Genomic DNA, 24908 nt, shown 5'->3' with positions numbered 1-24908 from the left:
ATTGGAAGCTCATGGCGCGCCTGTTTCACGTTCCCCTGTCCCCCTTTTGCCGCAAGGTTCGTCTGTCGCTGGCAGAGAAGAAAATCGAAGTGGAACTGGTTGAGGAACGGTACTGGGAGAAAGATCCGGATTTTCTGCGTCGAAACCCCGCAGGAAAGGTTCCCGTATTGCGCCTGGACGGGCAGGTGATGTCGGAAAGTGCGGCGATTTGCGAGTATATCGAGGAAACCCGCCCCGAACCCGCGCTGATGCCCAAAACGCCCGAAGCGCGCTATGAAGTAAGGCGTCTGGTCGGCTGGTTTGATGACAAGTTTCATCACGAGGTGACATCGAAACTGGTGTACGAGCGGGTCAACAAGAAAGTGACCGGGGAAGGCTATCCGGACAGCAAGCGCGTCAAGGAAGGTGCGCGCGCAATCAAGTACCATTTGGACTACATGACATGGTTGCTGGATCAACGCCGCTGGCTGGCCGGGGATCAGATGACGCTGGCGGATTTCGCCGCTGCCGCGCATCTGTCGGCACTGGACTATATCTCGGACGTGGACTGGAATCGCAGCCAGACGGTCAGGGACTGGTATGCCAAGATCAAATCGCGACCGGCGTTCCGGTCCATCCTCGCTGATCAGGTGCCGGGATTCCGGCCTCCGCCCCATTACGCCGATCTGGATTTCTGATAGGGTCGGGGCGCAGGGGGCCTTCCGCCCCCTCTTGGCCCGTCGGGCCAATTCACCCCCGAGGATATTTTTGGCCAGATGAAGAACGGATCGGGTTTGAAAGAAAAGCTGGTCGCCCAGGCATTGAGCGAGGGTTTTGTGTCCTGTCGGATTTGCAGGCCCTGGGATGTGCCGCAGGTTCCGGGCCGGTTGGAAGCGTTTCTGCAGGCCGGATATCATGGGCAGATGGGATGGATGGCAGAGCGCACCCATTGGCGTGGTGATCCGGCGATTTTGTGGCCCGAGGCCCGGTCGGTGATAATGCTGGCCGAAAGCTACGCGCCCGAGCATGATCCGACCGAAATTCTGAACTATCCCGAAAAAGCGGCGATCTCGGTCTATGCTCAGAACAAGGACTATCATGATCTGGTCAAGAAGCGTCTGAAACGACTGGCGCGCTGGCTGATTGCCGAGGCCGGTGGCGAAGTGAAAGTGTTTGTCGATACAGCACCTGTGCCGGAAAAGGCACTTGGTCAGGCTGCGGGATTGGGTTGGCAGGGAAAACACACCAATCTGGTTAGTCGGGATTGGGGCAATTGGGCTTTCATAGGGTCTGTTTTCACGACTTTGGACTTGCCGGCCGATCCAGCGGAGATTGACCGCTGCGGGTCGTGCCGGGCCTGCCTGGATAGTTGCCCGACCGACGCGTTTCCTGTCCCGTACCTTTTGGATTCGCGGCGCTGTATCTCGTATCTGACAATCGAGCACAAAGGTCCGGTCGAGGAAGAGTTGCGCGGCAAATTGGGCAACAGGATCTATGGATGCGATGATTGTCTTGCGGCGTGTCCGTGGAACAAATTCGCGGTGGCGGCCAGTGACATTCGGTATGCGGCCCGGGATGACCTTAAGGCGCCTGCGTTAACTGATCTTGTGGCACTGGATGATGCCGCGTTTCGGGAGAGGTTTTCCGGCTCGCCCATCAAGCGGATTGGTCGCGACCGGTTTGTGCGCAATGTGCTGTATGCCATCGGCAATTCGGGCAATGCAGAACTGTGTAGTGCCGCGCAGGCGCTAACGGACGACCCTGATCCGGCAGTGGCCGACGCGGCGCGCTGGGCGGTAAAACGGCTGTCGTAAATGCCGCAAACAGGCTGGACGTGACGGCGCAAACCGCTAGACCCTTTGTCAGCGAACAGATGGAGGACCCGATGGCGTTGGCTTTGGGGGTGGATACAGGCGGAACCTACACGGATGCGGTGCTGATCCGGGATGAGAAAGAGGTGATTGCCTCGGCCAAGTCCCTGACAACACGGGCGGACCTGGCGATTGGTGTGGGCAGGGCGATTTCGTCCGTGTTGGACGAGGCGCGGGTTTCACCCGACCAGATATCGATGGCGTCGCTGTCGACCACCCTGGCCACGAACGCCTTGGTCGAAGGGCAGGGCGGGCGTGTTGCGCTTGTGTATATCGGCTTCAAGGACAGTGATCTGGAAAAGCACGGGCTAAAGGATGCGCTTAAAGGCGACCCGGCGCTTGTGATTTCCGGTGGCCACAGCCATGCCGGTGGCGAAGCTGCGCCGCTGGATATTGCGGCGCTTGAGGCATTTTTAGACTCTCATAAAGGGATATCCGGCTTTGCCGTTGCTTCGCAATTCGCCACACGCAACCCGGCGCATGAGCTGGAAGCAGCGCGGATCATTGCGGAAAAGACAGGGGCACCGGTCACGTGTTCCCATCACCTGTCGGCTAGGCTGAACGGTCCGAAACGGGCGGTGACCGCCGTTCTGAACGCGCGATTGATTGGCATGATCGACCGCCTGATCGGCCGGGCACAGGACAGGTTACACGAGCTGGGCATCACGGCCCCGATGATGGTGGTGCGCGGTGATGGTGCGCTGATGAGTGCGGAGCAGGCGCGTGAACGCCCGATTGAGACGATCCTCAGCGGCCCGGCGGCTTCGATTGTGGGGGCACGCTGGCTGACCGGGGTCGAGAATGCGCTTGTCTCTGATATTGGCGGGACCACGACGGATGTGGCTTTGATCCGGGACGGCAAGCCTGCGATTGATCCGGCCGGGGCGCAGGTGGGCGGTTTCCGCACCATGGTCGAGGCGGTGGCGATGCGGACCCATGGATTGGGCGGTGACAGCCAGGTTCACGTGGTTACTGAAGGCTTGGGCGGCGGCGTATTCCTGGGGCCGCGGCGGGTGCTGCCGGTTTCTCTGATCGCGTCGGAAGCGCCCGGAGTCGTGCATGCCGCGCTGGACGAGCAACTGCGGGCAACAACGGTGGGTGAGTTTGATACACGGTTTGCCCGAAGAGTTTCAGGGATGCGTTCTGATGATGTCGGGCCGCGCGAGAATGCTGTGTTGGAGCGGCTTGGTGACCAGGTTTTGCCGCTGAGCAGCCTGTTGCGGACCAGAATGGACAACGGCGCGCTGACGCGGTTGGTGGACCGCGGGCTTGTTCAGGTTTCGGGCGTCACGCCTTCGGATGCCAGCCATGTTCTGGGCCGGGTCGATGCCTGGGATTCAAGTGCTGCCCGCAAGGTGCTGGAACTTGTGTCTCGCAAGAGGGTGGGGTCGGGTGATGTTCTGGCGAAGTCTCCGGAACAGCTGGCCGGCATGATCGTGGATCAATTGACCGAACAGACCAGTTTGACCTTGTTAGAGACTGCTTTTGCGGAAGAAGGGCATGATTTTGGGGTTCCTCCTCAGGAGCTGGCCCGTCATGTACTGACCCGGCGCGGCCTGGCAGGGCATCGTGGCCTGTTGTCTCTGGATACGGCTTTGAATGTCGATGTCGTGGGCCTTGGCGCTTCGGCGCCCAGCTACTATCCGGCCGTCGGGGAGCGGTTGCGATGCCGGATGATCCTGCCCGAGCATACCGGCGTCGCAAATGCCATCGGTGCGGTTGTCGGGCGGCTGACTTTGCGGCGCTCGGGCACCGTAACCTCGCCTGCCGAGGGGCGATATCGCGTGCATCTGGACAGTGGGCCACAGGATTTTGCGGCGTCAGATCAGGCTTTGGCCCTGTTGGAAGCTGTTTTGAAGGAAGAAACTGAAACCGCGGTCCGCGAAGCCGGGGCTGAAGATATCCGGGTCATTGTCGACAGGGACATCAAGACCGCGCGCATCGAGGCGCAGGATGTGTTTGTCGAAGCCCTTGTGACGGTCGAAGCCAGTGGCCGACCACGAGTGGCCACTGGCTAGCCCCCCTTCGAATTCATAGAGGGTCGGGGCAGGTCGTCGTTTACTCGGCCGCATCCGCGCGTTTGGGCAGCACCCAGTCCTGGCGCGGAAAGTGGCAGGTATACCCGTTCGGGATGCGGACCAGATAGTCCTGATGCTCTGGCTCGGCCTCCCAGAAATCTCCGACGGGCTCAACCTCGGTCACGACTTTACCGGGCCATAGGCCACTGGCATTCACATCGGCAATCGTGTCCTGCGCGACCTGCTTCTGATTGTCGTCGGCAAAGTAGATAGCCGAACGATAGCTCATCCCGAGGTCGTTGCCCTGACGGTTCACCGTCGTGGGATCGTGGATCTTGAAAAAGAACTCCAGCAAAGTGCGGTAAGATATTTGTGCAGGATCGAACCAGATTTCGATTCCTTCGGCATGGGTGCCATGATTGCGGTAGGTGGCGTTGGGTACGTCACCGCCCGTATATCCGACACGGGTGCGGGAAACGCCGGGAAGTTTGCGGATCAGATCCTGCATGCCCCAGAAACATCCCCCGGCAAGTACGGCGCGTTCTTCAGTCATCAGATGTCCTCCACATGGATCAAATATTCGCCATAGCCTTCGGTCTCCATCTCGTCACGATGAATGAACCGCAGCGCGGCTGAGTTTATGCAATAGCGCAGCCCGCCATGTTCGCGCGGACCGTCAGGAAATACATGCCCCAGATGGCTATCACCGTGTTTCGAGCGCACCTCGGTACGGATCATACCAAGGGTGGCGTCCCGAAACTCTTCCACGTGTTCGTGGATGATGGGCTTCGTGAAACTCGGCCAGCCGCAGCCGGATTCGTATTTGTGGGTCGAAGCGAACAATGGCTCTCCCGAGACGATATCAACGTAAATCCCGGGCTCCTTGTTGCCCAGATACTTGCCGGTGCCGGGGCGTTCGGTACCGCTGCGCTGCGTGACGTGGTATTCTTCGGGTGACAGAGCGGCGATGGCCTCGGGATCTTTGGTATAGCGGGTCATGGCTCCTCCGGTTTTTGACGCGACTTGGCCTTCTATTTGGGCATAACGAGGCAAAAAGCAAAATCATATTTCAGCTATCTCGCGCGCTCGTGCATGTGATCCGGTTGCCAGGCGGGCACGTAGTTCTCAGTAAAGGAGGTGCCGCAATGTTCAGACTGCTTCTGCTATTCGCCCTGCTGTTGATTGCCCGCGCCGTGCAAGCTGCGCCTTTGACCGGCGAGTTTGATTCGATCGACGGCGGCACGTTGTCTATCGAAGACTGGCGAGGCCAGCCGGTTCTGATCGTGAATACCGCGTCCCTATGTGGGTTCACAGAGCAGTATGCGGGCCTGCAAAAGATTCATGACACTTACGCGGACCGGGGGCTGGTGGTTCTGGCCGTCCCGTCGGATTCGTTCAAACAGGAACTGGGCTCCGCGGAAGAGGTAAAGCGGTTCTGCGAGTTGAACTATGACCTGACTCTGCCCATGACCGACATAACGCCAGTCAAAGGAGTGGACGCGCACCCATTCTACAAGGCTGTCGCCGCGCGAACTGGCTTTGTCCCCAGCTGGAACTTCAACAAGATCCTTATCGACCCGTCAGGAGAGGTTGTCGCCACGTTTGGGTCGAATGTGCGGCCTGACTCGCGGAAACTATTGAGTCAGGTCGAGGCTTTGCTGCGCTGAACCGGTTGTCTGGATAGCTGAACAGCTAAAATCCCCAGCGTGGTAATGCCTACTCCGACCGCATCCATGGGCCCGAGCTTTTCACCAAGCAGCAGTGCAGCAATTGCGACACCGAACACCGGGTTCAGGAAGTGAAAGGTTGCGGCCCGGACAGCACCGATTCTGTTCAGCAACATAAACCAGATCAAGGTCGCCAGCAGCCCGGGGGCAAGGGTGGTGTAGGTGAACGCAAGAAGCAGGGGCAGCGTTGGATGGACATAGATCGTCTCAAAGAATGGCGCAGCCACAAACAGTACGGCTGAGCCGACAAACATCTGCAACCCGACGACCATCATGAAGTTCCCGCCCGATGTCGCACCGCGGACCGTCAGTGTCGCGAAGGTCAGGGCAAGGGCGCCGATCCCGCACAGCAGCACGCCAAACATATCGACACCTGCGTTGATCCTGCTGCTCATGATCAGGGCGACGCCGAAGAAACCAGACAGCAACCCGAGAAATCCCATGGGTCGCAGTTTTTCCCGGAAGAACAACCAACCCGCGACGGCAACCAGCAACGGCATTGTCGAGGCGATGATCGCGGCGACCGAGGCTTCGACCGTTTGCATTGCGTAGAAATTCAGACCCAAATAAAGGGCATTTTGGCAAACGCCGAACAAAATGGTCGCCCGCCATTGGTCCCTTGTCAGATGCCAGCTTTGTCCCATGGATCGCGCAATCGCCACCCCGATGATGCCGGATAGCAGGAACCTCAGGGCCAGTGAAAACAGCGGTGAAGCATCGGCAACAATGATCCGCGCCGAGGAAAAGGCCGACGACCAGATCAGGGCAAATGTCAGCCCCATGGCTATGGCGCGCAGATCCATGAAACCTCCATCCCGGAACGCCGGGACTGTTGCCGAATTCCGATCAGGCCGCAAGCGCTGCGGGGGTTCAGCGTCAAAAAAGCCACATGTGCCGTGCAAGAATTCTTGGACTTTCGTTTTTATTGATTGACCGGCCAATTAAAGTTATTCGCGCCAAATCTGACCAATCAAGGGAGGTTTGTCGGTGTTCCTGGAATACATCTTGTCTTTTGGCGTCCTGCTGGCCTTGGGCCTGGTCGCTTTCTTCGTCGTGAAATGGTGGAACCTGCGCTGCGTCGGCGTGACGCCTGTCCACCTGTTCACGTTTATCGCGATCCTGTTCACATCCGGGCTGGATGTCGGCCTGATCATGTTCCCTCTGACCGAGTTCGGGGGCTATGCCGAAGACCCGGCCTATGCATTCGCCAACCCGCTGGCGATCGAATTCGGGTTCTGGGGCTTTCTGATCTGGGCGTTCTACTTCCTGACCGCGTTCTATTTCTGCGTCATCGAACCGCGTGTGAAGTTCTTTGAGATCCCGCTGGTCAAGCTGATCAACAACGTGGTCATCATCGGCACCTGTGCTTTCACCGCCAGCCTGTTCCTGATCTACCTGCCCGGCTACCTGCCCGAGGTCGGAGACGGCGAATCCGTGGTCACCACCTTCTACATCATCGTGTTCGTGGTGATTCTGGCGGCGGCCTATTCGTCGACCGATTTGAAATACGTGCGTATCCTGTCGGTGGGATCGACCTTCCTGTTCCTGGCTCTGATCCTTGGGATGTGGGCGGCGGCCGGTATGGGTATGACCGGGTTCGTTGATACTGGCAGCAACATCAGTGCGTATTTCGCTAACCTGCACAAGTTCGTCCTGCCGCTGACCGACTATCACGCCTTCTACCTGTTCTGGTGGTTCGCATGGTCGATCATGATTGGCCAGTTTACCTCGCGCTTTGTCGGCGGTCTGACCACGTGGCAACTGTTGGCCGCGCTGCTGATCTTTCCGTCGATCCCGCTGGCGATCTGGTTCACCGTTCTCTACTACTACCACCTGAACGGCATCAGCACCGCAGGCGTGACCAACATCGCGATGGTGATCGTGGGCGTGACCTTCGTCATCAACTCGCTGGACTCGTTGATTAGACTCTATACCGACAATCTGAACATGACAGTCGAAAGGTTCGGCAAGGCGGCTTACGTGGCGGGCAACGTGGCGTTGCTGTTCGTCCTGACCCTGCTGTTCCAGAGCCAGTGGCTGCAGATCCAGTGGATCGGCGCGGTCGTGGTGGGTCTCTATCTGGCCTGTGTGGTCTATATCCTGCTCGCCAAGCGCAATGAGGTGCTGAGCATCGATTCCATGCCCGAAGATCGTGATCTGGACTTCCACAAGGTTGAGACAGTTCACTGATCGGTTTTCAAACAACAAACAGGATAAGGGCCCCGATTTCGGGGCCCTTTTTTGTAAAGGCAAAGTCTTTCCGCCTTCGAGCGCTAGCTTGCGTCGATATTGAGACGGTATTTGAGGAACTTCTCGCCACCGTAATCAACTTCGCCTACGGGACACGCGCCCAGTTTTCTAAGTGCGCCAAGTTTCTTGCGTGAGGGCGGCAGCAAGAATGTCACCGACGTTATCCGTTCGTCGGATTTTGCAAACTCCATGGCTTGCCTTGTTATTCTGGCCCCCAATCCAAATGCTCCGGGCATGAGGACCAGGCCGAAATCCCACTCTTCGCCCTCTTTTTGAAAGCCGCCCCATCCCACATAGTCGCCACCGTGCAGGAAGGCCCAATGGCCAAGCCCATCACGCGCCCAATAGGCCTCTTTCGCCTTCACGAACTCATTGACAGTCTCTTCATCCCAGTCCTGCGTCAGCAGGGGCATGTGTTCCGCAAGTCGCGGGTTCTTCATATGAGCCAGTATTTCCGGGGTCGAGATCTGGGTAAGCCGGGTGAAAGAAATTTCTTGTTTCATAAAACGGGATATAGGGAGGGTGCTTGCGCACACAAAGAGGTCCACGCCAAAAACACCGGTCGCGATGATACCGCGCCGGTTCAAATCCGATGACTGCTTGGTGGTGAGCATGCGAGACCCGGACAAGTCTTGGACCTGGTGGGAGCTTACAGGTGCCACGCACAAAAAAGGGCCGCGAAAACGCGACCCCTTTGAATCTTCATCGGTGATCCGATCAGCCGTTCACGCTGTCCTTCAGCGCCTTCGCAATGGTCATTTTCACAACCTTGTCGGCCTCTTTGGTGAATGTTTCACCAGTGGCCGGGTTGCGGACCTGACGCTCGGGGCGCTCACGGCAGTAGATTTTGCCGACGCCGGGCAGGGTTACTGCGCCACCGGCCGAAACTTCGCGGGTGATCAGGCCTGTGATGGCCTCCAGCGCGGAGTTCGCGGATTTCTTATCGGTCCCCATTTCCTCAGCGAGAGCAGCAACCAGCTGAGTCTTTGTCATAGGCTTTGCCATTTCTTGGTCTCCTTAACGTGCCCGATCTCTTGGGCCTCACCGCGTAACTGTAACGGGATATTGTGTTGGAACACAACGAATAGTAGCGCGGAAAACCCTAAAAATATGGGGAAAACGTTGCTTTTTTGCGTCAGAGGAAGGCCGTTTCGTCAAAAGAACGCAATTTCCGGCTGTGCAGACGCTCCAATGGCATGCCGCGCAGGTGCTCCATCGCACGAATGCCAATGGCCAGATGGCGGCTTACCTGCGTTGTATAGAAGTCCGAAGCCATGCCGGGAAGCTTTAATTCACCGTGCAGGGGTTTGTCTGACACGCACAGCAAAGTGCCGTAGGGGACCCGGAACCTATAGCCATTGGCGGCAATGGTGGCGCTTTCCATATCCAGCGCGATGGCCCGAGACTGGCTGAGCCGCTGAACCGGTCCGGACTGGTCGCGCAGTTCCCAGTTTCGGTTGTCGACAGATGCAACGGTGCCGGTGCGCATGATGCGCTTTAGCTCGTACCCTTCCAGTTCGGTGACCTCGGCGACAGCCCGCTCCAGCGCGACCTGCACTTCCGCCAGCGGCGGGATCGGCACCCAGACCGGGAGGTCGTCATCCAGCACCTTGTCCTCACGCAGGTAGGCATGTGCCAGCACGAAATCCCCCAACGCCTGCGTATTCCGCAATCCGGCGCAGTGACCGACCATAAGCCATGCATGGGGCCGCAGAACCGCGATGTGGTCGGTGGCGGTCTTGGCGTTGGAAGGGCCGACACCGATATTGACCAGAGTGATGCCGGAACCGTCTGCGCGCTTCAGGTGGTAGGTCGGCATCTGGGGCAGCTTCAGCGGTTGCTCCAGGGCGGCATCCGGTGTGGTGATCTCGACATTGCCGGTCGAGACAAAGCTTGTGTAACCGCTTTCCGGATCGGCCAGTTGTTCACGCGCGTAGTTCTCGAACTCGGACACGTAGAACTGGTAGTTTGTAAACAGGACGTGGTTCTGAAAGTGGCTGGGGTCGGTCGCTGTATAGTGGGACAGCCGCGCCAGCGAGTAGTCCACGCGTTGCGCGGTGAAAAGCGACAACGGTCCTGCCAGATCTTCGTGATCATGCACCCCGTTGACGATATCGTCATTGGTGGTGGTCAGATCAGGAACGTCAAACACATCCCTGAGCGTGAATCCGGCAGCACCCTGCTGCGGCACCACCAGTTCCGGGTTGTTGGCCACGGCGAAGTGTACCGGGATCGGCGTATCCGAAGGCCCGATAGTCACAGGCTGGTCATGGTTTCGGATCAGCAGCGCGATCTGTTGTGTCAGGTAAGACCGGAACAGATCGGGACGGGTCACCGTGGTGGCGTGAACACCCGGTTCCGAAACATGACCAAAACTCAGGCGGCTGTCGACATGTGCATAGGAGGAGGTTTTGATGCGAATTTCGGGGTAATAGGCTCTGAATCGCTCAGTCGGAGCGCCGTGTCCCATGGTTTTGGCAAAGCTGTCGCACAGAAACCTTGTAGCCTGATTGTACAACTCCTCCAGCCGCGCAACTGCGGCCTCGGGGTCGGTGAAGCTTTGCGGATCAGGTGCATCCGGTGTTTTTATGATTGTCATGCAAGTGGTTCCAAAAGGTCGATTTTCTCAAACGTCCGCACATCCACCAGCCCAAGGTCGGAAATCCGCAGTTCCGGGATCACCACCAGGGCCAACAGTGAATGCTGCATGTACGCGTTGTTCAGCTTACAGCCGCAGGCTTCCATCGCCGCGACCATTTTTTGCGCCTTGTCGGCCACTTCCGAGGCCGGCCGGTCCGACATCAGGCCGGCGATGGGCAACTCAACCAGTGCCAGCTCCTCGCCCTCGCGGAAAATGGTGATACCACCGCCCACCTCGGCCAGGCGGTTGGCGGCCAGCGCCATCTGCTCGCGGCTGGTGCCGACGACGATCATGTGGTGGCTGTCATGGGCCACGGTCGACGCCATTGCCATGTTGCCCTGGTATCCAAACCCGGACACAAAGGCATTAGTTACCCCGCCAGTGGCCTTGTGCCTTTCGATCAGCGCGATCTGACAGACATCATCTTCGCCTTCGACCAGCCCGCCGATGATTGGCAACTCGGCCTTCAGCGCTTTGGTCGGAGCCTGGTTTTCGACCACTCCGATCACATTGGCACGTACCCTGTTTGCGCCTGCCGGGGCTGCGATCTCAAAATCGGCATCCGTCAGAGTGTGTCCCAGGTGAACGGTGTTAAGGGCCTTGTCCGGCCAGTTAAGGTGCGGGCATTCCACTGTGGCTTTACCGGCTTCGGCCACGACTTGCCCGCGCGCGATGACCATCTCGACAGGCAATTCGGTCAGATCCGAACTCAGAATAATGTCGGCCCGCCGTCCGGGGGTTACGGACCCTATTTCCCGCTCAAGCCCGAAATGGGTTGCGGTGTTGATTGTTGCCATTTGCAGCGCGATCAGCGGATCGCATCCGCAGGCAATGGCGTGACGGACAACGCGGTTCATATGCCCGTCGTTGACCAGCGTGCCCGAATGGCAATCATCCGTGCACAGAATGAAATTGCGGGGGTCCAGACCTTTCTGCGTCAGGGCAGTGATCTGACTTTCGACATCATACCAGGCTGAACCCAGCCGCATCATGGATCGCATCCCCTGGCGCACGCGGGCAATGGCATCCGCTTCGCATGTGCCCTCATGATCATCTGCCGGGCCGCCTGCGACATAGGCCGCAAAATCAGACCCTAAATCGGGCGAAGCGTAGTGCCCGCCGACGGTTTTGCCCGCCCGCTGCGTGGCGGCGATTTCAGCCAGCATCTTGGGGTCGCCATGGATCACGCCGGGAAAGTTCATCATTTCACCCAACCCGATAATGCCTGGCCAGGACATCGCCTCGGCTACATCATCGGGGGTGATTTCATAGCCGGTGGTCTCCAGCCCTGGTGCGGACGGTGCGCAGGACGGCATCTGCGTAAAGATGTTCACCGGCTGCATCATCGCCTCGTCATGCATCATACGCACGCCGTCCAAACCCAGAACATTGGCAATCTCATGCGGGTCGGTGAACATCGAGGTGGTGCCGTGCGGAATCACGGCCCGGGCAAATTCGGCCGGGGTCAGCATCCCCGATTCGATATGCATATGCGCGTCGCACAGGCCCGGAACGATATATCGCCCGTTTGCTTCGATGATTCGCGTCTCGGGGCCGATGCAGTGTGACGCGTCTGTCCCGACATAAGCCAAGCGCCCGTCGGCTATGGCGACGGAATGATTGGCGAGCAGTTCGCGGCTGTGTACGTTCACCCAGATACCATCGCGGATGACCATGTCCGCAGCTTCGCGCCCGGCGGCAACTGAGATCAAACGGGGGGCGACATCGGGCCAGCTTGGGAAAGGTGTGTATTCCATGGCTCAACTTTCCCGAATGCGCGGTCAGGTGCAACCCCCGGCGGTCGGGTATCATGAAACCATCACAATTTGCCGGATGGGGCTGAGCACTTGCAATGCGCCGCGGTTCGGGTTTTGCATGGTGCCATGGATTATGACGCAATAGATGCAGACAGTTTTGGACGCAGCCTCAGTGGGATCGGTCTGAACTTGCTGGTTCGCGATGTACCGGCGGAATGCGTTTTCTTAGAGGCTGTTTTTAACATGACCAGCCACCAAGTGACCGCAGATTTTGCGATCGTCACCTACGGAACGCACGTCTTTCAGTTGCACTCTGACGGGACATACCACTCAAATCCCCTGCTTGGATTGCTGCCCGAGAATCCCCCGCGCGGGGCCGGTGTTGAAATTCGCTTGTACGAAACAGACCCGGACGATGCATCCGCCCGTGCAGAAGGGGCCGGGGGCACCGTTCTGCAGGCCCCAACGGATAAACCGCATGGATTGCGCGAGGCCTATATCCTCTGTGAAAACGGATATGCCTGGGTTCCCAGCCGCCCGAAAGACGTAAATCAGGACTGAGCTGCCAGCAGTGCGCAGCGCTGCCTGGCCCAACCAAAGGAGATGCCCAACGGGCATAGACGATGGGCGGGAGATCTACTCGCCGGGATCAGCTCGGAACGGGTTCGGCAATTTCCTTTCGCAGCCATTCAGCAAACGCAACTGCCCCTGAATTCTCTTCGGCCTGAGGTGACAGCAACAGGTAGTACGCCTCGGGCATCGCGGCACGATGTGCGAAGGGGGCGTTCAGGCTTCCTTTCTCAATCAGATGTTTGGCAATGGCGTCATGGGCCAGGCACAACCCGCCGCCAGCCATCGCGACGGACAGGCCAAACAGATAGGTGGTGGCATAAGTAATGGGCGGGTTTTCCCAATTTAGGCTCTGATCTTCCGCCCAGCTTGCCCAGTTTGACATGAGGTTCGAACAGTCGAACAGGGGCTGCTGTTGCAGGGTCTCCAAAGTGACCGGATAATTCGGAGCACATACCGGATAATAGGCGTCGGAACATAGAAACTCGGTCCTCACGGTATCTGCCGGACGCAAGGAATAACGGATCTCGACCGCCGCGCCCTCGGCCATTTCCCGGGGTTCCCAAAGTTCGGTGAAGATATTCAGTTGGACATCAGGGTGCAAAGCGCGGAACCGCGGCAGACGGGGGGCCAGCCAGTTTACCGCAAAGGTGATATTGCATTGCACCTGCACCGCGTTCTGCTGTGCACCCGTAACGGCCTGGGTGCCCCGGACAAGGGTGCGAAAAGCGTCACGAACGACAGGCAAATAGGTTATTCCGGCCTCGGTCAGCTCCAGCGCCCTGTGACGACGCAGAAACAGGGGCTGCCCCAGGTGACCTTCCAGCGCCTTGATTTGTTGACTGACAGCACTTTGCGTCATGTTCAGGTCGCGTGCGGCCCCGGTAAAGGAAAGATGGCGGGCCGCCGCTTCAAAAGTGCGCAGCCAGCCCAAAGGTGGAAGCAGTTTTTGCATTGCATAACTCTGGCATTAGCTGAGCTAATGGATTAACCGCGAATTTTTCGTTGGTCAAACCCGTTTGCAAAAGGCACGGTTCCACGCAGACCCGAAATACAGGAGTTTCTGACATGACCGTTACCAGCCTGCGCCCCAATATTGACCACTGGCCCGAACGTGTGGACATGGCCGCCGCATTCCGCTGGACCGAACGGCTGAAGATGCACGAAGCGGTCGCGAACCACTTCAGCCTGGCGGTGAACGAAGACGGCACGCAGTTTCTGATGAATCCCAATCAGATGCACTTTTCCCGTATACGGGCCTCGGATCTGTTGTTTCTGGACGCAAATGACCCGAACGTGATGGACCAGCCCGGTGCACCGGACCCGACCGCGTGGGGCCTGCACGGATCGATTCATCGACATTGCCCACATGCGCGTTGCGTGATGCATGTGCATTCGATCTTCGCCACCGTACTGGCCTCGCTGGCGGACAGTACGATGCCTGCGATCGACCAGAACACCGCCACGTTTTACAACCGTTACGTTGTTGACGAGGAATTTGGCGGTCTGGCCTTTGAGAGTGAAGGCGAACGCTGTGCCTCGATGCTGGCGGACCCGAAAAAGAAAGTCATGATCATGGGCAATCATGGTGTTCTGGTGATCGGCAGCGATCCTGCGGACGCGTTCAACAGGCTCTATTACTTCGAAAGAGCTGCGGAAACCTACATACGCGCGCTGCAAACGGGACAGAAGTTGCGGGTTCTTCCGGACGAGATCGCCGAGAAAACGGCGCAAGAGCTTGATGACTATCCCGGGCAGGCCGAAGCGCATATGCGCGAAATCAAGGCCGTGCTGGACGCCGAAGGCTCGGACTACGCCACCTGAACCAGACCCTCCTGACGGGCAGAGCAACCGGACGTGTCTGCACGGCGCCGGAGCCCTGAATATTGCCGATCCCAACCACAGGATACTTCGACGTGACAGACAATTCTCAGATGCAGGACATGAGCCGCGAGTGGAATTACCACCCTGATCTGCCCTTGCAGAATCCTTCGGTGTTTCGCTGGCCACCTGATCCGGCGTATTTGGCGGGCTGGCTCGCCCGGAACTGGCTGACCCTTAGCGAACGGGTTCTGATGCTGGGATTGGCCGTTGCGCTGTGGGCGTTTTTCTACCCATCGCTCGAAACCGTCAGGACTTTTGCGTTTGGCTGGATTTTTCAGATCTGGCTGGTGAATTTTGCCATGATCTTCATCGTCGCCGGAGGGTTGCACTGGTACTTCTATACGCGCAAGGCGCAGGGTAAAAAGCTGAAGTTCGAACGGCGCGAGCAGGGCAAGAACAACAAGCTGTGGAATTTCAGCGATCAGGTGCTGGACAACATGTTCTGGTCTCTGGGGTCGGGCGTTCTGCAGCTGACCGGGTTTCAGGCCGTGACCATGTGGTTGATGGCCAACGGATATACGCCAACCATCACCTTTGCTGAAAATCCGGTCTGGTTCATCCTTTGGCTGATCCTGCTGCCAATGTGGTCGGCCTTTCATTTTTACTGGGTGCACCGTCTGCTGCATCAGCCGTTCCTCTATAAAAAGGTCCACAGCCTGCATCACCGAAACGTCAATATCGGCCCTTGGTCAGGTTTCTCGATGCATCCGGTCGAGCATTTCTTTTATCTCTCGACCCTGTGCATTCACTGGATTGTTCCGTCCCATCCGATCCACCTGTATTTCCACATCGTGTTTCAGGGCCCGGGCGCTGCGATGACCCATACCGGGTACGAGGAGTTGCTGGTGAAGGATAGAAAACGGCTGGCTCTGGGCACGTTCTACCACCAGCTCCACCATCGGTATTACGAATGCAACTACGGCAATCAGGAAATGCCTTGGGACCGCTGGTTCGGAACTTTTCATGACGGCTCGCCCGAGGCGACCGAAGTTACCCGGGCGCGCAAGAAAAAGATGTTCGGCTGACTGGCGGCGGTTTCAGGTTCCGCGCGTCCGCAGGGCGCGCGGTGTCTCACCGAACTCGGCCCTGAACGCGCGCGTCAGGGCGCTGGGATCATCGTAGCCCGTGCGCAAGGCGATCTCGGCGATGCTCAGATCGGTTTCGGAAACCAGTTTGCGCGCCAGATTAAGTCGCAGCCGCCGATAAACCTGTGCCGGCCCCGCGCCGAGTTCAGAGTTCATTCGGATTGAAAGCGCCTTTTGGGAACGCCCCACGCGCCGGGCTATATCAGACACTAACAAAGGTGATTCCAGGTTTTCCTGCATCAGGCCCAAAGCCTTGTTCACATAGCCGCTGGTTGCACCGGCCCCGCCGGTATGAGAGCGTGCGGAGTCGCGGGTCATGAACAATTGGGACACTTCCAGGGCCAGGGCCTGCCCGTGATCCCGCCCGATCAGAAACAGGACCAAATCGAAAGCTGCCATGGCGCCTGAACAGGTAATGCGGTTGCGGTCGATGACATATCGCTCACGCAGGGCCGTGACTTCGGGGAAGCGTTCGGTAAAACCTGTCAGTTCCTCCCAGTGGATGGTGGCGCGATGTCCGTCCAGCAAGCCGGCCCGCGCCAGCAGCCAGCTACCGGTGTCCAGGCCTGCCAGTGTTTGGAACCTTTCTGCAGCCGATCTTAGTCCGGCCAGCGTACGCCAGCCGCCATGGGCCTGAAATCCGTATGACGGCATAACCCACAACATGTCGCCATGAGATTTTTGCAGCGTTTCATGCGGTGCGACCTGCAGGCCGGACGAGGATGTAACGGGCCCAGGATCCAGCGACAGGAATGTCCAGTCATAAAGGGTTCGCCCCGACAGGGTGTTCGCCGCGCGCAGCGGTTCGACCGAATTGGCAAGGCAATGGTTGGAAAACCCGTCGAACAGCAGAACGCCCAGTCGCTGCGTTGCAGGAGGAGATTTTTTCCACTTCGGCATGATAATCGTCTAATTCTGTATGATCGTGATTTCAAGCCACGTCAGGATAGCGCAAAGTCCAAATGTGGAGTGAACCGATGCAATATGGCCTGTCCGACGAACAGGAGATGATCGTCTCAACCGTTCGCAGCTTTGTCGAGAACGAGATCTACCCGCACGAAGAACTGGTCGAACGGACCGGTGAAGTTCCGCACGAGATCGCCGAGGACATCAAACGCAAGACTCTGGAACTGGGCTTTTATGCCTGCAACTTTCCCGAAAGTGTCGGTTGCGCCGGGCTGAACCATCTGGAATTTGCCCTGGTCGAGCGCGAACTGGGGCGGGGTTCGATGGCGCTGAACCATTTCTTCGGGCGGCCGCAGAATATTCTGATGGCCTGTGAAGGGGAACAGATCGAACGCTACCTGATGCCTGCCGTGCGCGGTGAGCGGATGGATGCGCTGGCAATGACCGAACCCGGCGCGGGTTCGGATGTGCGTGGCATGAAATGTGCAGCTGTGCGTGACGGCGGTGACTGGGTTGTCAACGGGACCAAGCATTTCATCTCGGGCGCCGAGCATGCCGACTTTATCATCGTCTTCATCGCTACAGGCGAAGATCAGACGCCAAAAGGCCCTAAAAAGCGGATTACGGCGTTTTTGGTGGATCGTGGGACTCCGGGTTTCACGATTCGGGACGGCTACAAGTCGGTCAGTCACCGCGGTTACAAGAACATGGTTCTGGACTTTGACGATTGTCGACTGCCCGATGCTCAGGTTCTGGGTGAGGTCGATGGCGGGTTCGAGGTCATGAACACATGGCTCTATGCCACCCGTATCACCGTTGCGGCCATGTCCGTGGGGCGCGCCCGCCGTGCCTTTGATTATGCGCTGGATTATGCCGCGACGCGCGAACAGTTCGGGCAGAAGATCGGCAAGTTTCAGGGCGTTTCGTTCCAGATCGCCGACATGATCACCGAGATTGACGCAGCCGATTTGTTGACGCTGGCCGCCGCCGACCGGCTGGACCAGGGTTTGCCAAGCAACCGCGAGATCGCCTCGGCCAAGCTTTATGCGTCGGAGATGCTGGCGCGGGTGACCGACGCCGCGATTCAGGTTCATGGTGGTATGGGGCTGATGGACGACTACCCGCTTGAACGGTTCTGGCGCGATGCCCGCGTTGAACGCATCTGGGACGGCACCAGCGAAATTCAGCGCCACATCATCAGCCGCGATCTGTTGCGGGCGCTGGGCGCATGACGCCGGAGCTCGTGTGATGGGTGCTTTGGCGCGCGTTCTGAACCCTTCGACACTGGCGGTCATCGGTGGCGGTGCGTGGTGCGCCGAAGTGATTTCGCAGGCCCGCAAGTTCGGATTTGAGGGAGAAATCTGGCCGGTTCATCCCAAGGCTGCGCAAGTCGCGGGTTTACAGGCTTATGCGTCGATTGAGGATCTGCCCCGCCCCCCCGATCTGGCTTTCGTGGGGATCAACCGTCATGCAACCGTATCCGCGGTTGCAGCCCTTTCTGCAAGCGGCGCGGGCGGAGCGGTCTGCTTCGCCTCGGGCTTCACCGAAGCGCGGGCCGAAGACGATCAGGCTGCCGATCTGCAATCGCAACTGGTCTCTGCCGCCGGAGATATGCCGATACTCGGGCCCAATTGCTATGGCTTTGTGAATGGCCTGAACCGAACTGCGGTCTGGCCGGATCAGCATGGAATGCAGCCTGTTGATCGTGGTGTGGCGATCCTGACGCAAAGCTCGAATATGGCCATCAACATGACGATGCAGCGCCGTGCCCTTCCGTTGGCCTTTATCCTGACCTGCGGGAATCAGGCTCAGACGCATCAGGCCGATATCGCGTCGGCCCTTTTGGACGATGACCGGATCACCGCCATCGGCGTGCATATCGAAGGCTTTGGCGATCTGCGCAAATGGGAGGCGCTGGCCACCAAGGCGCACGTGCGCGGGGTGCCGATCGTCGCTCTAAAGATGGGGCGTTCCGCGCATGCACAGGCGGCGACGATCTCGCATACCGCGTCCCTGGCAGGAGGCGACGCCGGAGCACAGGCTTTTCTGGACCGCCTTGGGATTGCCCGGCTGGGTGACATTCCGAGCTTTCTGGAATGCCTGAAACTGCTGCATGTCACCGGAAGTCTGGATGGCAACGGTCTGGGCATGATCAGCTGCTCTGGTGGCGAGGCGAGCCTGGGCGCGGATATGGCCGAGGGGCGCGATCTGCATTTCCCGCCGCTGACAGACCGGCAAAAGACCGATTTGCGCGCCGCGTTGGGGCCGATGGTGGCTTTGGCAAACCCGCTGGACTATCACACCTATATCTGGCGCGACACCGACGCGATGACCCGCGCCTGGACCGGATTGACCGGGCCGGACAAGGCGCTGACGATGTCGATTGTCGACTATCCCCATACCGATGCGACCGACTGGGCCTGCGCCACGCAGGCGGCGCTGAACTGCGTCGCGCACACGGGTCGCCCCTTTGCGGTAACAGCGACCCTGCCCGAACTGATGCCGCAGGACGTGGCGCGACAACTGGTCGACGGTGGTGTTGTCCCTTTTGCCGGCCTGCACGAGGCGCTGGCCGCAATCGAGGCGGCGGCGCGCGTCGTACCTGAACCGGCCGAACCGGTTTTGTTGCCCTCAAACTCTGACCCGGATCAGGTTCTGACCGAAGCGCAAGCAAAAGAGGCTTTGGCAGGTCACGGCGTGAAGGTGCCGCGGCGTGTTGTAGCTTGCAAAAGCAGCGTGGCCGAGGCCGCAGTCGATTTGTGTGGCCCCTTTGCGGTCAAAGGCATTGGCCTGGCACACAAGTCCGAACATGGCGCGGTTCAACTGGGCGTAAGTTCCGATGCTCTGACCGCCGTGGCAGAGAAGATCGGCACCGACGACATACTGATCGAGGAAATGGCGGATGGCGGTGTTGCCGAGTTGCTGATAGGCGTCACGCGTGATCCGGCGCATGGATTTGTCCTGACTTTGGGGGCGGGCGGGGTACTGACTGAAATTCTGCGTGATACCGTCTCAATGCTCGTGCCTTCGTCCCGGCAGGCCGTGCAGAACGCGCTGGGCCGGTTGGCCTGTGCGCCGCTGCTGGCAGGATACCGGGGCAAACCGGCAGCGGATATCGATGCAATTCTGGACGCGGTCGAAGCCGTACAGGCGTATGTCATTGCCAATGCGGCAACTGTCAGCGAAGTTGAAATCAATCCTCTCATCTGCACCAAGGAAGGTGCGGTTGCGGTGGATGCCCTGATCCGAAAGGCAAGCTCATGAATCCGGTCAAAACCAAACGCGATGGTGCAATTCTGCAAGTTACACTGGACCGACCCAAGGCCAATGCCATCGATCTGGCGACAAGCCGTGTCATGGGGGACGTATTTCGCGATTTCCGCGATGACCCCGATCTGCGTGTGGCCATTCTGACCGGCGGAGGGGACAAGTTTTTTTGCCCCGGCTGGGATCTGAAAGCCGCGGCTGACGGCGACGCGGTTGACGGCGATTATGGTGTTGGTGGTTTTGGCGGGCTTCAGGAACTGCGCGACATGAACAAGCCTGTGATCGCTGCCGTGAACGGAATCGCCTGTGGGGGTGGTCTGGAACTGGCGCTGAGCGCTGACATCATTATTGCCGCCGATCATGCCAGCTTTGCCCTGCCCGAAATTCGTTCGGGCACGATTGCCGATGCCGCCAGCGTCAAACTGCCCAAACGTATTCCCTATCATGTTGCCATGGAACTGTTGCTGACGGGACGTTGGTTTGATGCGGACGAGGCGCACCGCTGGGGTCTGGTCAATGAAATCGTTCCCGCCGATCAACTGATGGACCGCGCATGGGAGCTTGCGCGGCTTCTGGCAAGCGGCCCGCCTCTGGTCTATGCGGCAATCAAGGAAGTTGTGCGTGAGGCCGAGGATTCGAAGTTTCAGGACATCATGAACCGGATCACGCGGCGCCAATTGTCGACGATCGATACCTTGTACGGCTCTGATGATAATCTGGAAGGCGCGCGGGCTTTCGCCGAAAAACGCGACCCGGTCTGGAAGGGGCGCTGAACGGCGCGGCTATTCAAATGCGTTCGAACAGCGCGATCAACGCGGTGTCATCCTTGTTGTCTCCTGCTGCAAGATCTCCGTAGATGCGAACTTCGGTCAGGGTCCGATTGCGGATCTGATCCTGTTCCAACTCCCTTAGCGCCTCGGCAAAGCCGAGCTTTTCAAAGTGTCTGGCGTTGATGGACAGCGCGAACTGCGCCCCGGCACGCGCAATGCGCAACAAAGCGGGCAGAACATCCGGCCCCAGATGGCCATGCGTGAATGTGCCTGACGAAACGATGCCGGCATAACTGTCTTGAGGAACCGGGATTCCGTGGTTCAGATCGGCCTCGATCGCATCCCGGTATATGTCCTTTCGCATTGCCTGACTCAGCATTTCACTACTGATGTCGGTGGCATCTATGGGTCCGACTCCGAGCCCTGCCAGCACCGCGCCGCATAGTCCGGTGCCAGCACCCACATCCAGAACCGGCCCTTGGCCGCCTGCACCGACAAAGGCGCGGGCGGTGTGAACATGAAGCTGATAGTCTTCGAGGGCCGCAAAGCCTTCGTCGTAATCTCCGGCCCATTCGGCATAGAGGCGTTTGTTGTCCTCTGGCGTTTTCAGCGCATAGGCGGCTTTCAGATCGGGGTTCTTGTCGCTCATGACACAATCAAAGGCGCATCAGGGGATTCGAATCAAGTATCCTCGGGCAGGTGCTTGCATCTGGCGCTTTAGCGGATCATCTAAGGGGCCATGACTGGATCTCTTTTTTCGTTTGGACACGGGTATTCGGCGCAGGCACTGTCGCGGCTGCTGATGCATGATGGATGGCAGATTGTCGGGACAACCCGGGATGCGGACGGGGCCGATGCAATCCGGGCCTCAGGTGCCGACCCTCTGATCTGGCCGGGTCAGGCACCTTCACTGGATGGGGTGACGCATTTGTTGATCTCGATCGCGCCGACGGCAAAGGGCGATCCGGTTCTGGCCGCCCTGCGGGCCGAGATCGAGGCGCGGGCCAATCAGTTTTCCTGGGTGGGATATCTGTCGACAACCGCGGTTTACGGCGATCATCAGGGCGACTGGGTCGACGAATCGACGCCGCCTGCACCAACGGCTGACCGGGGCCAGTGGCGCTTGCACGCGGAACAGGAATGGGCGGGAATTCCGGGCCTGCCGACGCATATCTTCCGACTGGCGGGCATCTATGGTCCCGGGCGGGGACCATTTTCCAAACTCAAACGCGGCGGGCTGCGGCGGATCATCAAGCCGGGGCAGGTTTTCTCGCGCATTCACGTTGCCGATGTTGCGCAGGTACTGCGGGCGTCCATGGCACGGCCCAATCCCGGTTCTGTGTACAATGTTTGTGATGACGAGCCTGTTCCGCCTCAGGAGGTCATCGGTTACGCGGCCGAGCTTCAAGGGCTTCCGCTGCCGCCAGCCGTGGCATTTGAGGACGCTGACATGACTCCGATGGCGCGCAGTTTCTACAATGAGAACAAGCGCGTCAGAAACGACCGTATCAAGGAAGAGCTGGACGTGCGGCTTCTTTATCCCGACTATCGTGTCGGGCTGGAATCCCTGATGAAGCGGTAGCGGTTAAGAAACGCCATTTCTGACTGGATCTTTTACTGTTGAATCCCCGGGTCAGGCGACCTGCGGGGATGAGTGTGGTGTGCATGTCGGGTGTTGGTCCGGCCCGATCAGGTTTCGCTGTCTGAGGTGAATTCCAAGTAATAGAAAAAAGCTATGAAATTGATCGGAAAACAAAACTTTTTTGCATGGTTTGAATTTGCTAATTCTGCCGGTGAGTGATGCGGACGACTCGGCACGATGAGTGCTGTTCGAACCACAATACTTATCTGAGATTTGCACACGCGAACCTGCCGGACTTAGCCAGGATTGGAGATCGATATGGACGGAAGTGATAACCCCAAAACAGGCGGATGCCCTGTCATGCATGGTGCGGGTACCCGGTCGAACCGGGACTGGTGGCCGAACCAGTTGAACCTGTCGATTCTGCACCAGAAAACCCCAGCATCAAATCCGCTGGGTGCGGATTTTGATTATGCCGAAGAATTCAAGAAGCTGGACATGAAAGCGCTGAAGGAAGACCTTTATGCGCTGATGACGGATTCGCAGGACTGGTGGCCGGCCGACTATGGTCACTACGGTGGCCTGTTTATCCGGATGGCCTGGCACAGCGCCGGGACGTACCGGACGGCGGATGGCCGCGGCGGGGCCTCGACGGGAAACCAGCGGTTCGCACCGTTGAACAGCTGGCCGGACAACGGCAACCTCGACAAGGCCCGCCGTCTTCTGTGGCCGATCAAACAGAAATACGGCAACCAGATCTCATGGGCCGATCTGATGATTCTGGCCGGTAACTGCGCCATCGAGTCAATGGGCGGCAAGACCTTTGGTTTCGCCGGAGGCCGCGAAGATATATGGGCGCCCGAGGAAGACATCTATTGGGGCGCCGAGACGGACTGGCTGGCTCCGACAGACAACCCGCATAGCCGCTATTCGGGCGAGCGCGATCTGGAAAACCCGCTGGCCGCCGTGCAGATGGGCCTGATCTACGTGAACCCGGAAGGCCCGGATGGTGAACCCAACGTTCTGGCCTCGGGCCGCGATATTCGCGATACCTTTGGCCGGATGGCGATGAACGACGAGGAAACCGTTGCGCTGGTTGCGGGTGGTCATACTTTCGGCAAAGCGCACGGTGCGGGCGACCCCGATCTGGTAGGCCCGGAACCAGAAGCCGCCCCGATCGAGGAAATGGGCTTTGGCTGGATCAACAATTTTGGTTCTGGCAAGGGGGATGACACCACGACCTCGGGGATCGAAGGCGCATGGACCGCGAACCCGATCAAATGGGACAACGGCTATTTTGACCTGCTGTTCGGCTATGACTGGAACCTGACCAAAAGCCCCTCGGGCGCGTATATCTGGGAGCCGGTCGGCGTGAAAGAGGAAGACATGGCCCCGGCGGCGCATGATCCGTCCAAGAAGGTGAAGACCATGATGACAACCGCCGACATGGCGATGCGCATGGACCCGATCTACGGCCCGATCTCGAAGCGTTTCCATGAGAACCCGGAAGAGTTCGCAGATGCCTTCGCACGGGCCTGGTTCAAACTGACCCACCGCGACATGGGTCCGCGTTCGGCCTATATTGGTCCGGAAGCCCCGACCGAAGAGTTGATCTGGCAGGACAACGTTCCGGCCGTGGATCACGATCTGGTCGATGATGCGGATGTGGCAGACCTTAAGGCCAAGATTGCAGCGGCAGGATTGTCGGTGTCTCAGCTGGTTTCGACCGCCTGGGCCTCTGCTTCGACCTTCCGCGGATCTGACAAACGCGGAGGTGCCAATGGTGCACGTATCCGGCTTGCGCCGCAGAAAGACTGGGACGTCAACGAGCCTTTGAAACTGTCCAAGGCGCTGGATGCTCTGTCGGGAGTTCAGAAGGCTTTTAACGGCGCACAGTCGGGTGGCAAGAAAGTATCGCTGGCGGATGTGATCGTTCTTGCGGGTGCGGTTGGAATCGAGCAGGCGGCCAAAGCCGGTGGTCAAGACGTCGAAGTGCCTTTCACCCCGGGCCGCACCGATGCGACGCAGGAACAGACCGATGTCGAGAGCTTCTCGGTGATGGAACCCATCGCTGACGGTTTCCGCAACTACCAGAAGGCCGACTACACCGTCTCACCCGAGGAGTTGCTGGTTGACCGGGCGCAGTTGTTGAACCTGTCGGCACCCGAGATGACAGCACTTGTCGGTGGCCTGCGCGTTCTGGGCGCCAACTTCGGCGATAGCAAGCATGGCGTCTTCACTGATCGTGTCGGAGCACTGACCAACGACTTCTTCACCAACATTCTGGACATGAGCACCGAATGGAAGCCCGCAGGCAAGGGCGTCTACGAAGGGCGCGACCGGTCCAGCGGAGAGGTCAAATGGACCGGCACCCGAGTTGATCTGGTCTTTGGTTCGAACTCGCAGCTGCGGGCACTGGCCGAGGTCTATGGTCAGGCCGACGCCGAGGGCAAATTCGTCTGTGACTTTGTCTCGGCCTGGAACAAGGTGATGAACGCGGATCGTTTCGATCTGCAGTAAACCAGCGACCATTACTGTGATTGCGCCGCCTGAGGAGACTCGGGTGGCGTTTTCTTTGGTTAGGACCTAGGTGCATACCAA

23 protein-coding genes are annotated in these 24908 nt (G+C 58.8%); 13 read left to right on the top strand and 10 right to left on the bottom strand.

The genetic code is table 11. The features are described from left to right. The first annotated feature begins 11 nt into the window (after positions 1-11). The 3 genes from fzlA to ACR3EQ_RS13295 all read left to right on the top strand — a co-directional run bounded on the left by fzlA (position 12) and on the right by ACR3EQ_RS13295 (position 3868). On the top strand, positions 12-677 hold the full coding sequence (gene fzlA, locus ACR3EQ_RS13305) for an FtsZ-binding protein FzlA (protein WP_170617344.1): 666 nt from the start codon (positions 12-14) through the stop codon (positions 675-677). A gap of 78 nt (positions 678-755) precedes the next feature. Further along, positions 756-1793: a tRNA epoxyqueuosine(34) reductase QueG gene (gene queG, locus ACR3EQ_RS13300; protein WP_480490896.1), complete on the top strand. Its 1038-nt coding sequence runs from the start codon at positions 756-758 to the stop codon at positions 1791-1793. Positions 1794-1864: 71 nt separating this feature from the next. Further along, a complete protein-coding gene (locus ACR3EQ_RS13295) occupies positions 1865-3868 on the top strand; it encodes a hydantoinase/oxoprolinase family protein (protein WP_480491783.1) in 2004 nt (667 codons plus the stop codon). A gap of 40 nt (positions 3869-3908) precedes the next feature. Here the strand turns inward: ACR3EQ_RS13295 and msrA are convergent, their stop codons facing one another. Both msrA and msrB read right to left on the bottom strand, forming a co-directional pair. Then, positions 3909-4421: a peptide-methionine (S)-S-oxide reductase MsrA gene (msrA, locus tag ACR3EQ_RS13290; RefSeq protein WP_170617348.1), complete on the bottom strand. Its 513-nt coding sequence runs from the start codon at positions 4419-4421 to the stop codon at positions 3909-3911. After that, positions 4421-4867 carry a peptide-methionine (R)-S-oxide reductase MsrB gene (gene msrB / locus ACR3EQ_RS13285; protein WP_170617350.1) on the bottom strand — a complete coding sequence of 149 codons (447 nt, stop codon included), beginning with the start codon at positions 4865-4867 and terminating at the stop codon, positions 4421-4423. Before msrB ends, msrA begins: the two co-directional genes overlap by 1 nt. A 146-nt stretch (positions 4868-5013) precedes the next feature. Here msrB and ACR3EQ_RS13280 point away from each other — a divergent pair, with 146 nt between their 5' ends. Beyond that, positions 5014-5535 carry a glutathione peroxidase gene (locus ACR3EQ_RS13280; RefSeq protein ID WP_480490894.1) on the top strand — a complete coding sequence of 174 codons (522 nt, stop codon included), beginning with the start codon at positions 5014-5016 and terminating at the stop codon, positions 5533-5535. On the opposite strand, the gene ACR3EQ_RS13275 is transcribed toward ACR3EQ_RS13280, so the two are convergent. Further along, on the bottom strand, positions 5511-6398 hold the full coding sequence (locus tag ACR3EQ_RS13275; protein WP_170617354.1) for a DMT family transporter: 888 nt from the start codon (positions 6396-6398) through the stop codon (positions 5511-5513). The genes ACR3EQ_RS13280 and ACR3EQ_RS13275 overlap by 25 nt on opposite strands. A 190-nt stretch (positions 6399-6588) precedes the next feature. Between ACR3EQ_RS13275 and ACR3EQ_RS13270 the strand changes: the two genes are divergently transcribed. After that, positions 6589-7785: a BCCT family transporter gene (locus ACR3EQ_RS13270; protein WP_170617383.1), complete on the top strand. Its 1197-nt coding sequence runs from the start codon at positions 6589-6591 to the stop codon at positions 7783-7785. Positions 7786-7868: 83 nt separating this feature from the next. Here the strand turns inward: ACR3EQ_RS13270 and ACR3EQ_RS13265 are convergent, their stop codons facing one another. The 4 genes from ACR3EQ_RS13265 to ade form a co-directional block, all read right to left on the bottom strand. Then, a complete protein-coding gene (locus ACR3EQ_RS13265) occupies positions 7869-8348 on the bottom strand; it encodes a GNAT family N-acetyltransferase (protein WP_170617355.1) in 480 nt (159 codons plus the stop codon). A 214-nt stretch (positions 8349-8562) separates the two neighbouring features. Further along, the gene (locus ACR3EQ_RS13260) at positions 8563-8850 is read right to left on the bottom strand and encodes an HU family DNA-binding protein (protein WP_117871130.1); all 288 of its coding nucleotides are present in this window, start codon (positions 8848-8850) and stop codon (positions 8563-8565) included. A gap of 130 nt (positions 8851-8980) precedes the next feature. Next, positions 8981-10444 (bottom strand): AMP nucleosidase, encoded by a 1464-nt coding sequence (locus ACR3EQ_RS13255; protein ID WP_170617357.1) that lies wholly within the window; start codon positions 10442-10444, stop codon positions 8981-8983. Next, complete coding sequence (gene ade / locus ACR3EQ_RS13250) at positions 10441-12243, bottom strand: adenine deaminase (RefSeq protein ID WP_480490892.1); 1803 nt, start codon at positions 12241-12243, stop codon at positions 10441-10443. The genes ACR3EQ_RS13255 and ade overlap by 4 nt, the downstream gene beginning before the upstream one ends. A 126-nt stretch (positions 12244-12369) precedes the next feature. Here ade and ACR3EQ_RS13245 point away from each other — a divergent pair, with 126 nt between their 5' ends. Further along, positions 12370-12804: a VOC family protein gene (locus ACR3EQ_RS13245; protein WP_480490890.1), complete on the top strand. Its 435-nt coding sequence runs from the start codon at positions 12370-12372 to the stop codon at positions 12802-12804. Between the two features lie 88 nt (positions 12805-12892). Here the strand turns inward: ACR3EQ_RS13245 and ACR3EQ_RS13240 are convergent, their stop codons facing one another. Further along, positions 12893-13768 (bottom strand): LysR family transcriptional regulator, encoded by an 876-nt coding sequence (locus ACR3EQ_RS13240; protein WP_480490888.1) that lies wholly within the window; start codon positions 13766-13768, stop codon positions 12893-12895. 113 nt (positions 13769-13881) lie between these two features. On the opposite strand from ACR3EQ_RS13240, the gene ACR3EQ_RS13235 reads away from it, so the two are divergent. Further along, positions 13882-14637 (top strand): class II aldolase and adducin N-terminal domain-containing protein, encoded by a 756-nt coding sequence (locus tag ACR3EQ_RS13235; RefSeq protein WP_480490886.1) that lies wholly within the window; start codon positions 13882-13884, stop codon positions 14635-14637. Positions 14638-14729: 92 nt separating this feature from the next. Next, positions 14730-15722, top strand: a complete 993-nt coding sequence (locus ACR3EQ_RS13230; protein WP_480490884.1) for a sterol desaturase family protein — start codon at positions 14730-14732, stop codon at positions 15720-15722. A 12-nt stretch (positions 15723-15734) separates the two neighbouring features. On the opposite strand, the gene ACR3EQ_RS13225 is transcribed toward ACR3EQ_RS13230, so the two are convergent. Next, positions 15735-16682 carry a GlxA family transcriptional regulator gene (locus tag ACR3EQ_RS13225; RefSeq protein ID WP_170619856.1) on the bottom strand — a complete coding sequence of 316 codons (948 nt, stop codon included), beginning with the start codon at positions 16680-16682 and terminating at the stop codon, positions 15735-15737. A gap of 77 nt (positions 16683-16759) precedes the next feature. On the opposite strand from ACR3EQ_RS13225, the gene ACR3EQ_RS13220 reads away from it, so the two are divergent. The 3 genes from ACR3EQ_RS13220 to ACR3EQ_RS13210 are packed head-to-tail and all read left to right on the top strand — an operon-like array spanning position 16760 to position 20728. Further along, complete coding sequence (locus ACR3EQ_RS13220; protein WP_170617369.1) at positions 16760-17920, top strand: acyl-CoA dehydrogenase family protein; 1161 nt, start codon at positions 16760-16762, stop codon at positions 17918-17920. 16 nt (positions 17921-17936) lie between these two features. After that, the gene (locus ACR3EQ_RS13215; protein WP_170617371.1) at positions 17937-19952 is read left to right on the top strand and encodes an acetate--CoA ligase family protein; all 2016 of its coding nucleotides are present in this window, start codon (positions 17937-17939) and stop codon (positions 19950-19952) included. Further along, positions 19949-20728 carry a carnitinyl-CoA dehydratase gene (locus tag ACR3EQ_RS13210; RefSeq protein WP_170682602.1) on the top strand — a complete coding sequence of 260 codons (780 nt, stop codon included), beginning with the start codon at positions 19949-19951 and terminating at the stop codon, positions 20726-20728. The genes ACR3EQ_RS13215 and ACR3EQ_RS13210 overlap by 4 nt, the downstream gene beginning before the upstream one ends. 13 nt (positions 20729-20741) lie before the next feature. Here the strand turns inward: ACR3EQ_RS13210 and ACR3EQ_RS13205 are convergent, their stop codons facing one another. Continuing rightward, positions 20742-21374, bottom strand: coding sequence for a class I SAM-dependent DNA methyltransferase (locus ACR3EQ_RS13205; RefSeq protein ID WP_480490882.1), 633 nt, complete (start codon positions 21372-21374; stop codon positions 20742-20744). A gap of 90 nt (positions 21375-21464) precedes the next feature. Between ACR3EQ_RS13205 and ACR3EQ_RS13200 the strand changes: the two genes are divergently transcribed. Beyond that, positions 21465-22307, top strand: coding sequence for an SDR family oxidoreductase (locus ACR3EQ_RS13200; protein WP_480490881.1), 843 nt, complete (start codon positions 21465-21467; stop codon positions 22305-22307). Between the two features lie 318 nt (positions 22308-22625). Next, on the top strand, positions 22626-24827 hold the full coding sequence (gene katG, locus ACR3EQ_RS13195) for a catalase/peroxidase HPI (protein WP_480490879.1): 2202 nt from the start codon (positions 22626-22628) through the stop codon (positions 24825-24827). Positions 24828-24908: the final 81 nt, after the last annotated feature.

The organism is Ruegeria sp. AN11 (genome assembly GCF_056536005.1).
The sequence above is the reverse complement of the archived record's forward strand: the minus strand, read 5'-3'. Positions and strand labels throughout refer to the sequence as shown.

What these genes read in the sequence shown, in the direction of transcription:
- fzlA (WP_170617344.1), top strand. Translation starts at nt 12, where the DNA reads ATGGCGCGCCTGTTTCACGTTCCCCTGTCCCCCTTTTGCCGCAAGGTT.
- queG (WP_480490896.1), top strand. Translation starts at nt 756, where the DNA reads ATGAAGAACGGATCGGGTTTGAAAGAAAAGCTGGTCGCCCAGGCATTG.
- ACR3EQ_RS13295 (WP_480491783.1), top strand. Translation starts at nt 1,865, where the DNA reads ATGGCGTTGGCTTTGGGGGTGGATACAGGCGGAACCTACACGGATGCG.
- msrA (WP_170617348.1), bottom strand. Translation starts at nt 4,421, where the DNA reads ATGACTGAAGAACGCGCCGTACTTGCCGGGGGATGTTTCTGGGGCATG.
- msrB (WP_170617350.1), bottom strand. Translation starts at nt 4,867, where the DNA reads ATGACCCGCTATACCAAAGATCCCGAGGCCATCGCCGCTCTGTCACCC.
- ACR3EQ_RS13280 (WP_480490894.1), top strand. Translation starts at nt 5,014, where the DNA reads ATGTTCAGACTGCTTCTGCTATTCGCCCTGCTGTTGATTGCCCGCGCC.
- ACR3EQ_RS13275 (WP_170617354.1), bottom strand. Translation starts at nt 6,398, where the DNA reads ATGGATCTGCGCGCCATAGCCATGGGGCTGACATTTGCCCTGATCTGG.
- ACR3EQ_RS13265 (WP_170617355.1), bottom strand. Translation starts at nt 8,348, where the DNA reads ATGAAACAAGAAATTTCTTTCACCCGGCTTACCCAGATCTCGACCCCG.
- ACR3EQ_RS13260 (WP_117871130.1), bottom strand. Translation starts at nt 8,850, where the DNA reads ATGGCAAAGCCTATGACAAAGACTCAGCTGGTTGCTGCTCTCGCTGAG.
- ACR3EQ_RS13255 (WP_170617357.1), bottom strand. Translation starts at nt 10,444, where the DNA reads ATGACAATCATAAAAACACCGGATGCACCTGATCCGCAAAGCTTCACC.
- ade (WP_480490892.1), bottom strand. Translation starts at nt 12,243, where the DNA reads ATGGAATACACACCTTTCCCAAGCTGGCCCGATGTCGCCCCCCGTTTG.
- ACR3EQ_RS13245 (WP_480490890.1), top strand. Translation starts at nt 12,370, where the DNA reads ATGGATTATGACGCAATAGATGCAGACAGTTTTGGACGCAGCCTCAGT.
- ACR3EQ_RS13240 (WP_480490888.1), bottom strand. Translation starts at nt 13,768, where the DNA reads ATGCAAAAACTGCTTCCACCTTTGGGCTGGCTGCGCACTTTTGAAGCG.
- ACR3EQ_RS13235 (WP_480490886.1), top strand. Translation starts at nt 13,882, where the DNA reads ATGACCGTTACCAGCCTGCGCCCCAATATTGACCACTGGCCCGAACGT.
- ACR3EQ_RS13225 (WP_170619856.1), bottom strand. Translation starts at nt 16,682, where the DNA reads ATGCCGAAGTGGAAAAAATCTCCTCCTGCAACGCAGCGACTGGGCGTT.
- ACR3EQ_RS13220 (WP_170617369.1), top strand. Translation starts at nt 16,760, where the DNA reads ATGCAATATGGCCTGTCCGACGAACAGGAGATGATCGTCTCAACCGTT.
- ACR3EQ_RS13215 (WP_170617371.1), top strand. Translation starts at nt 17,937, where the DNA reads ATGGGTGCTTTGGCGCGCGTTCTGAACCCTTCGACACTGGCGGTCATC.
- ACR3EQ_RS13210 (WP_170682602.1), top strand. Translation starts at nt 19,949, where the DNA reads ATGAATCCGGTCAAAACCAAACGCGATGGTGCAATTCTGCAAGTTACA.
- ACR3EQ_RS13205 (WP_480490882.1), bottom strand. Translation starts at nt 21,374, where the DNA reads ATGAGCGACAAGAACCCCGATCTGAAAGCCGCCTATGCGCTGAAAACG.
- ACR3EQ_RS13200 (WP_480490881.1), top strand. Translation starts at nt 21,465, where the DNA reads ATGACTGGATCTCTTTTTTCGTTTGGACACGGGTATTCGGCGCAGGCA.
- katG (WP_480490879.1), top strand. Translation starts at nt 22,626, where the DNA reads ATGGACGGAAGTGATAACCCCAAAACAGGCGGATGCCCTGTCATGCAT.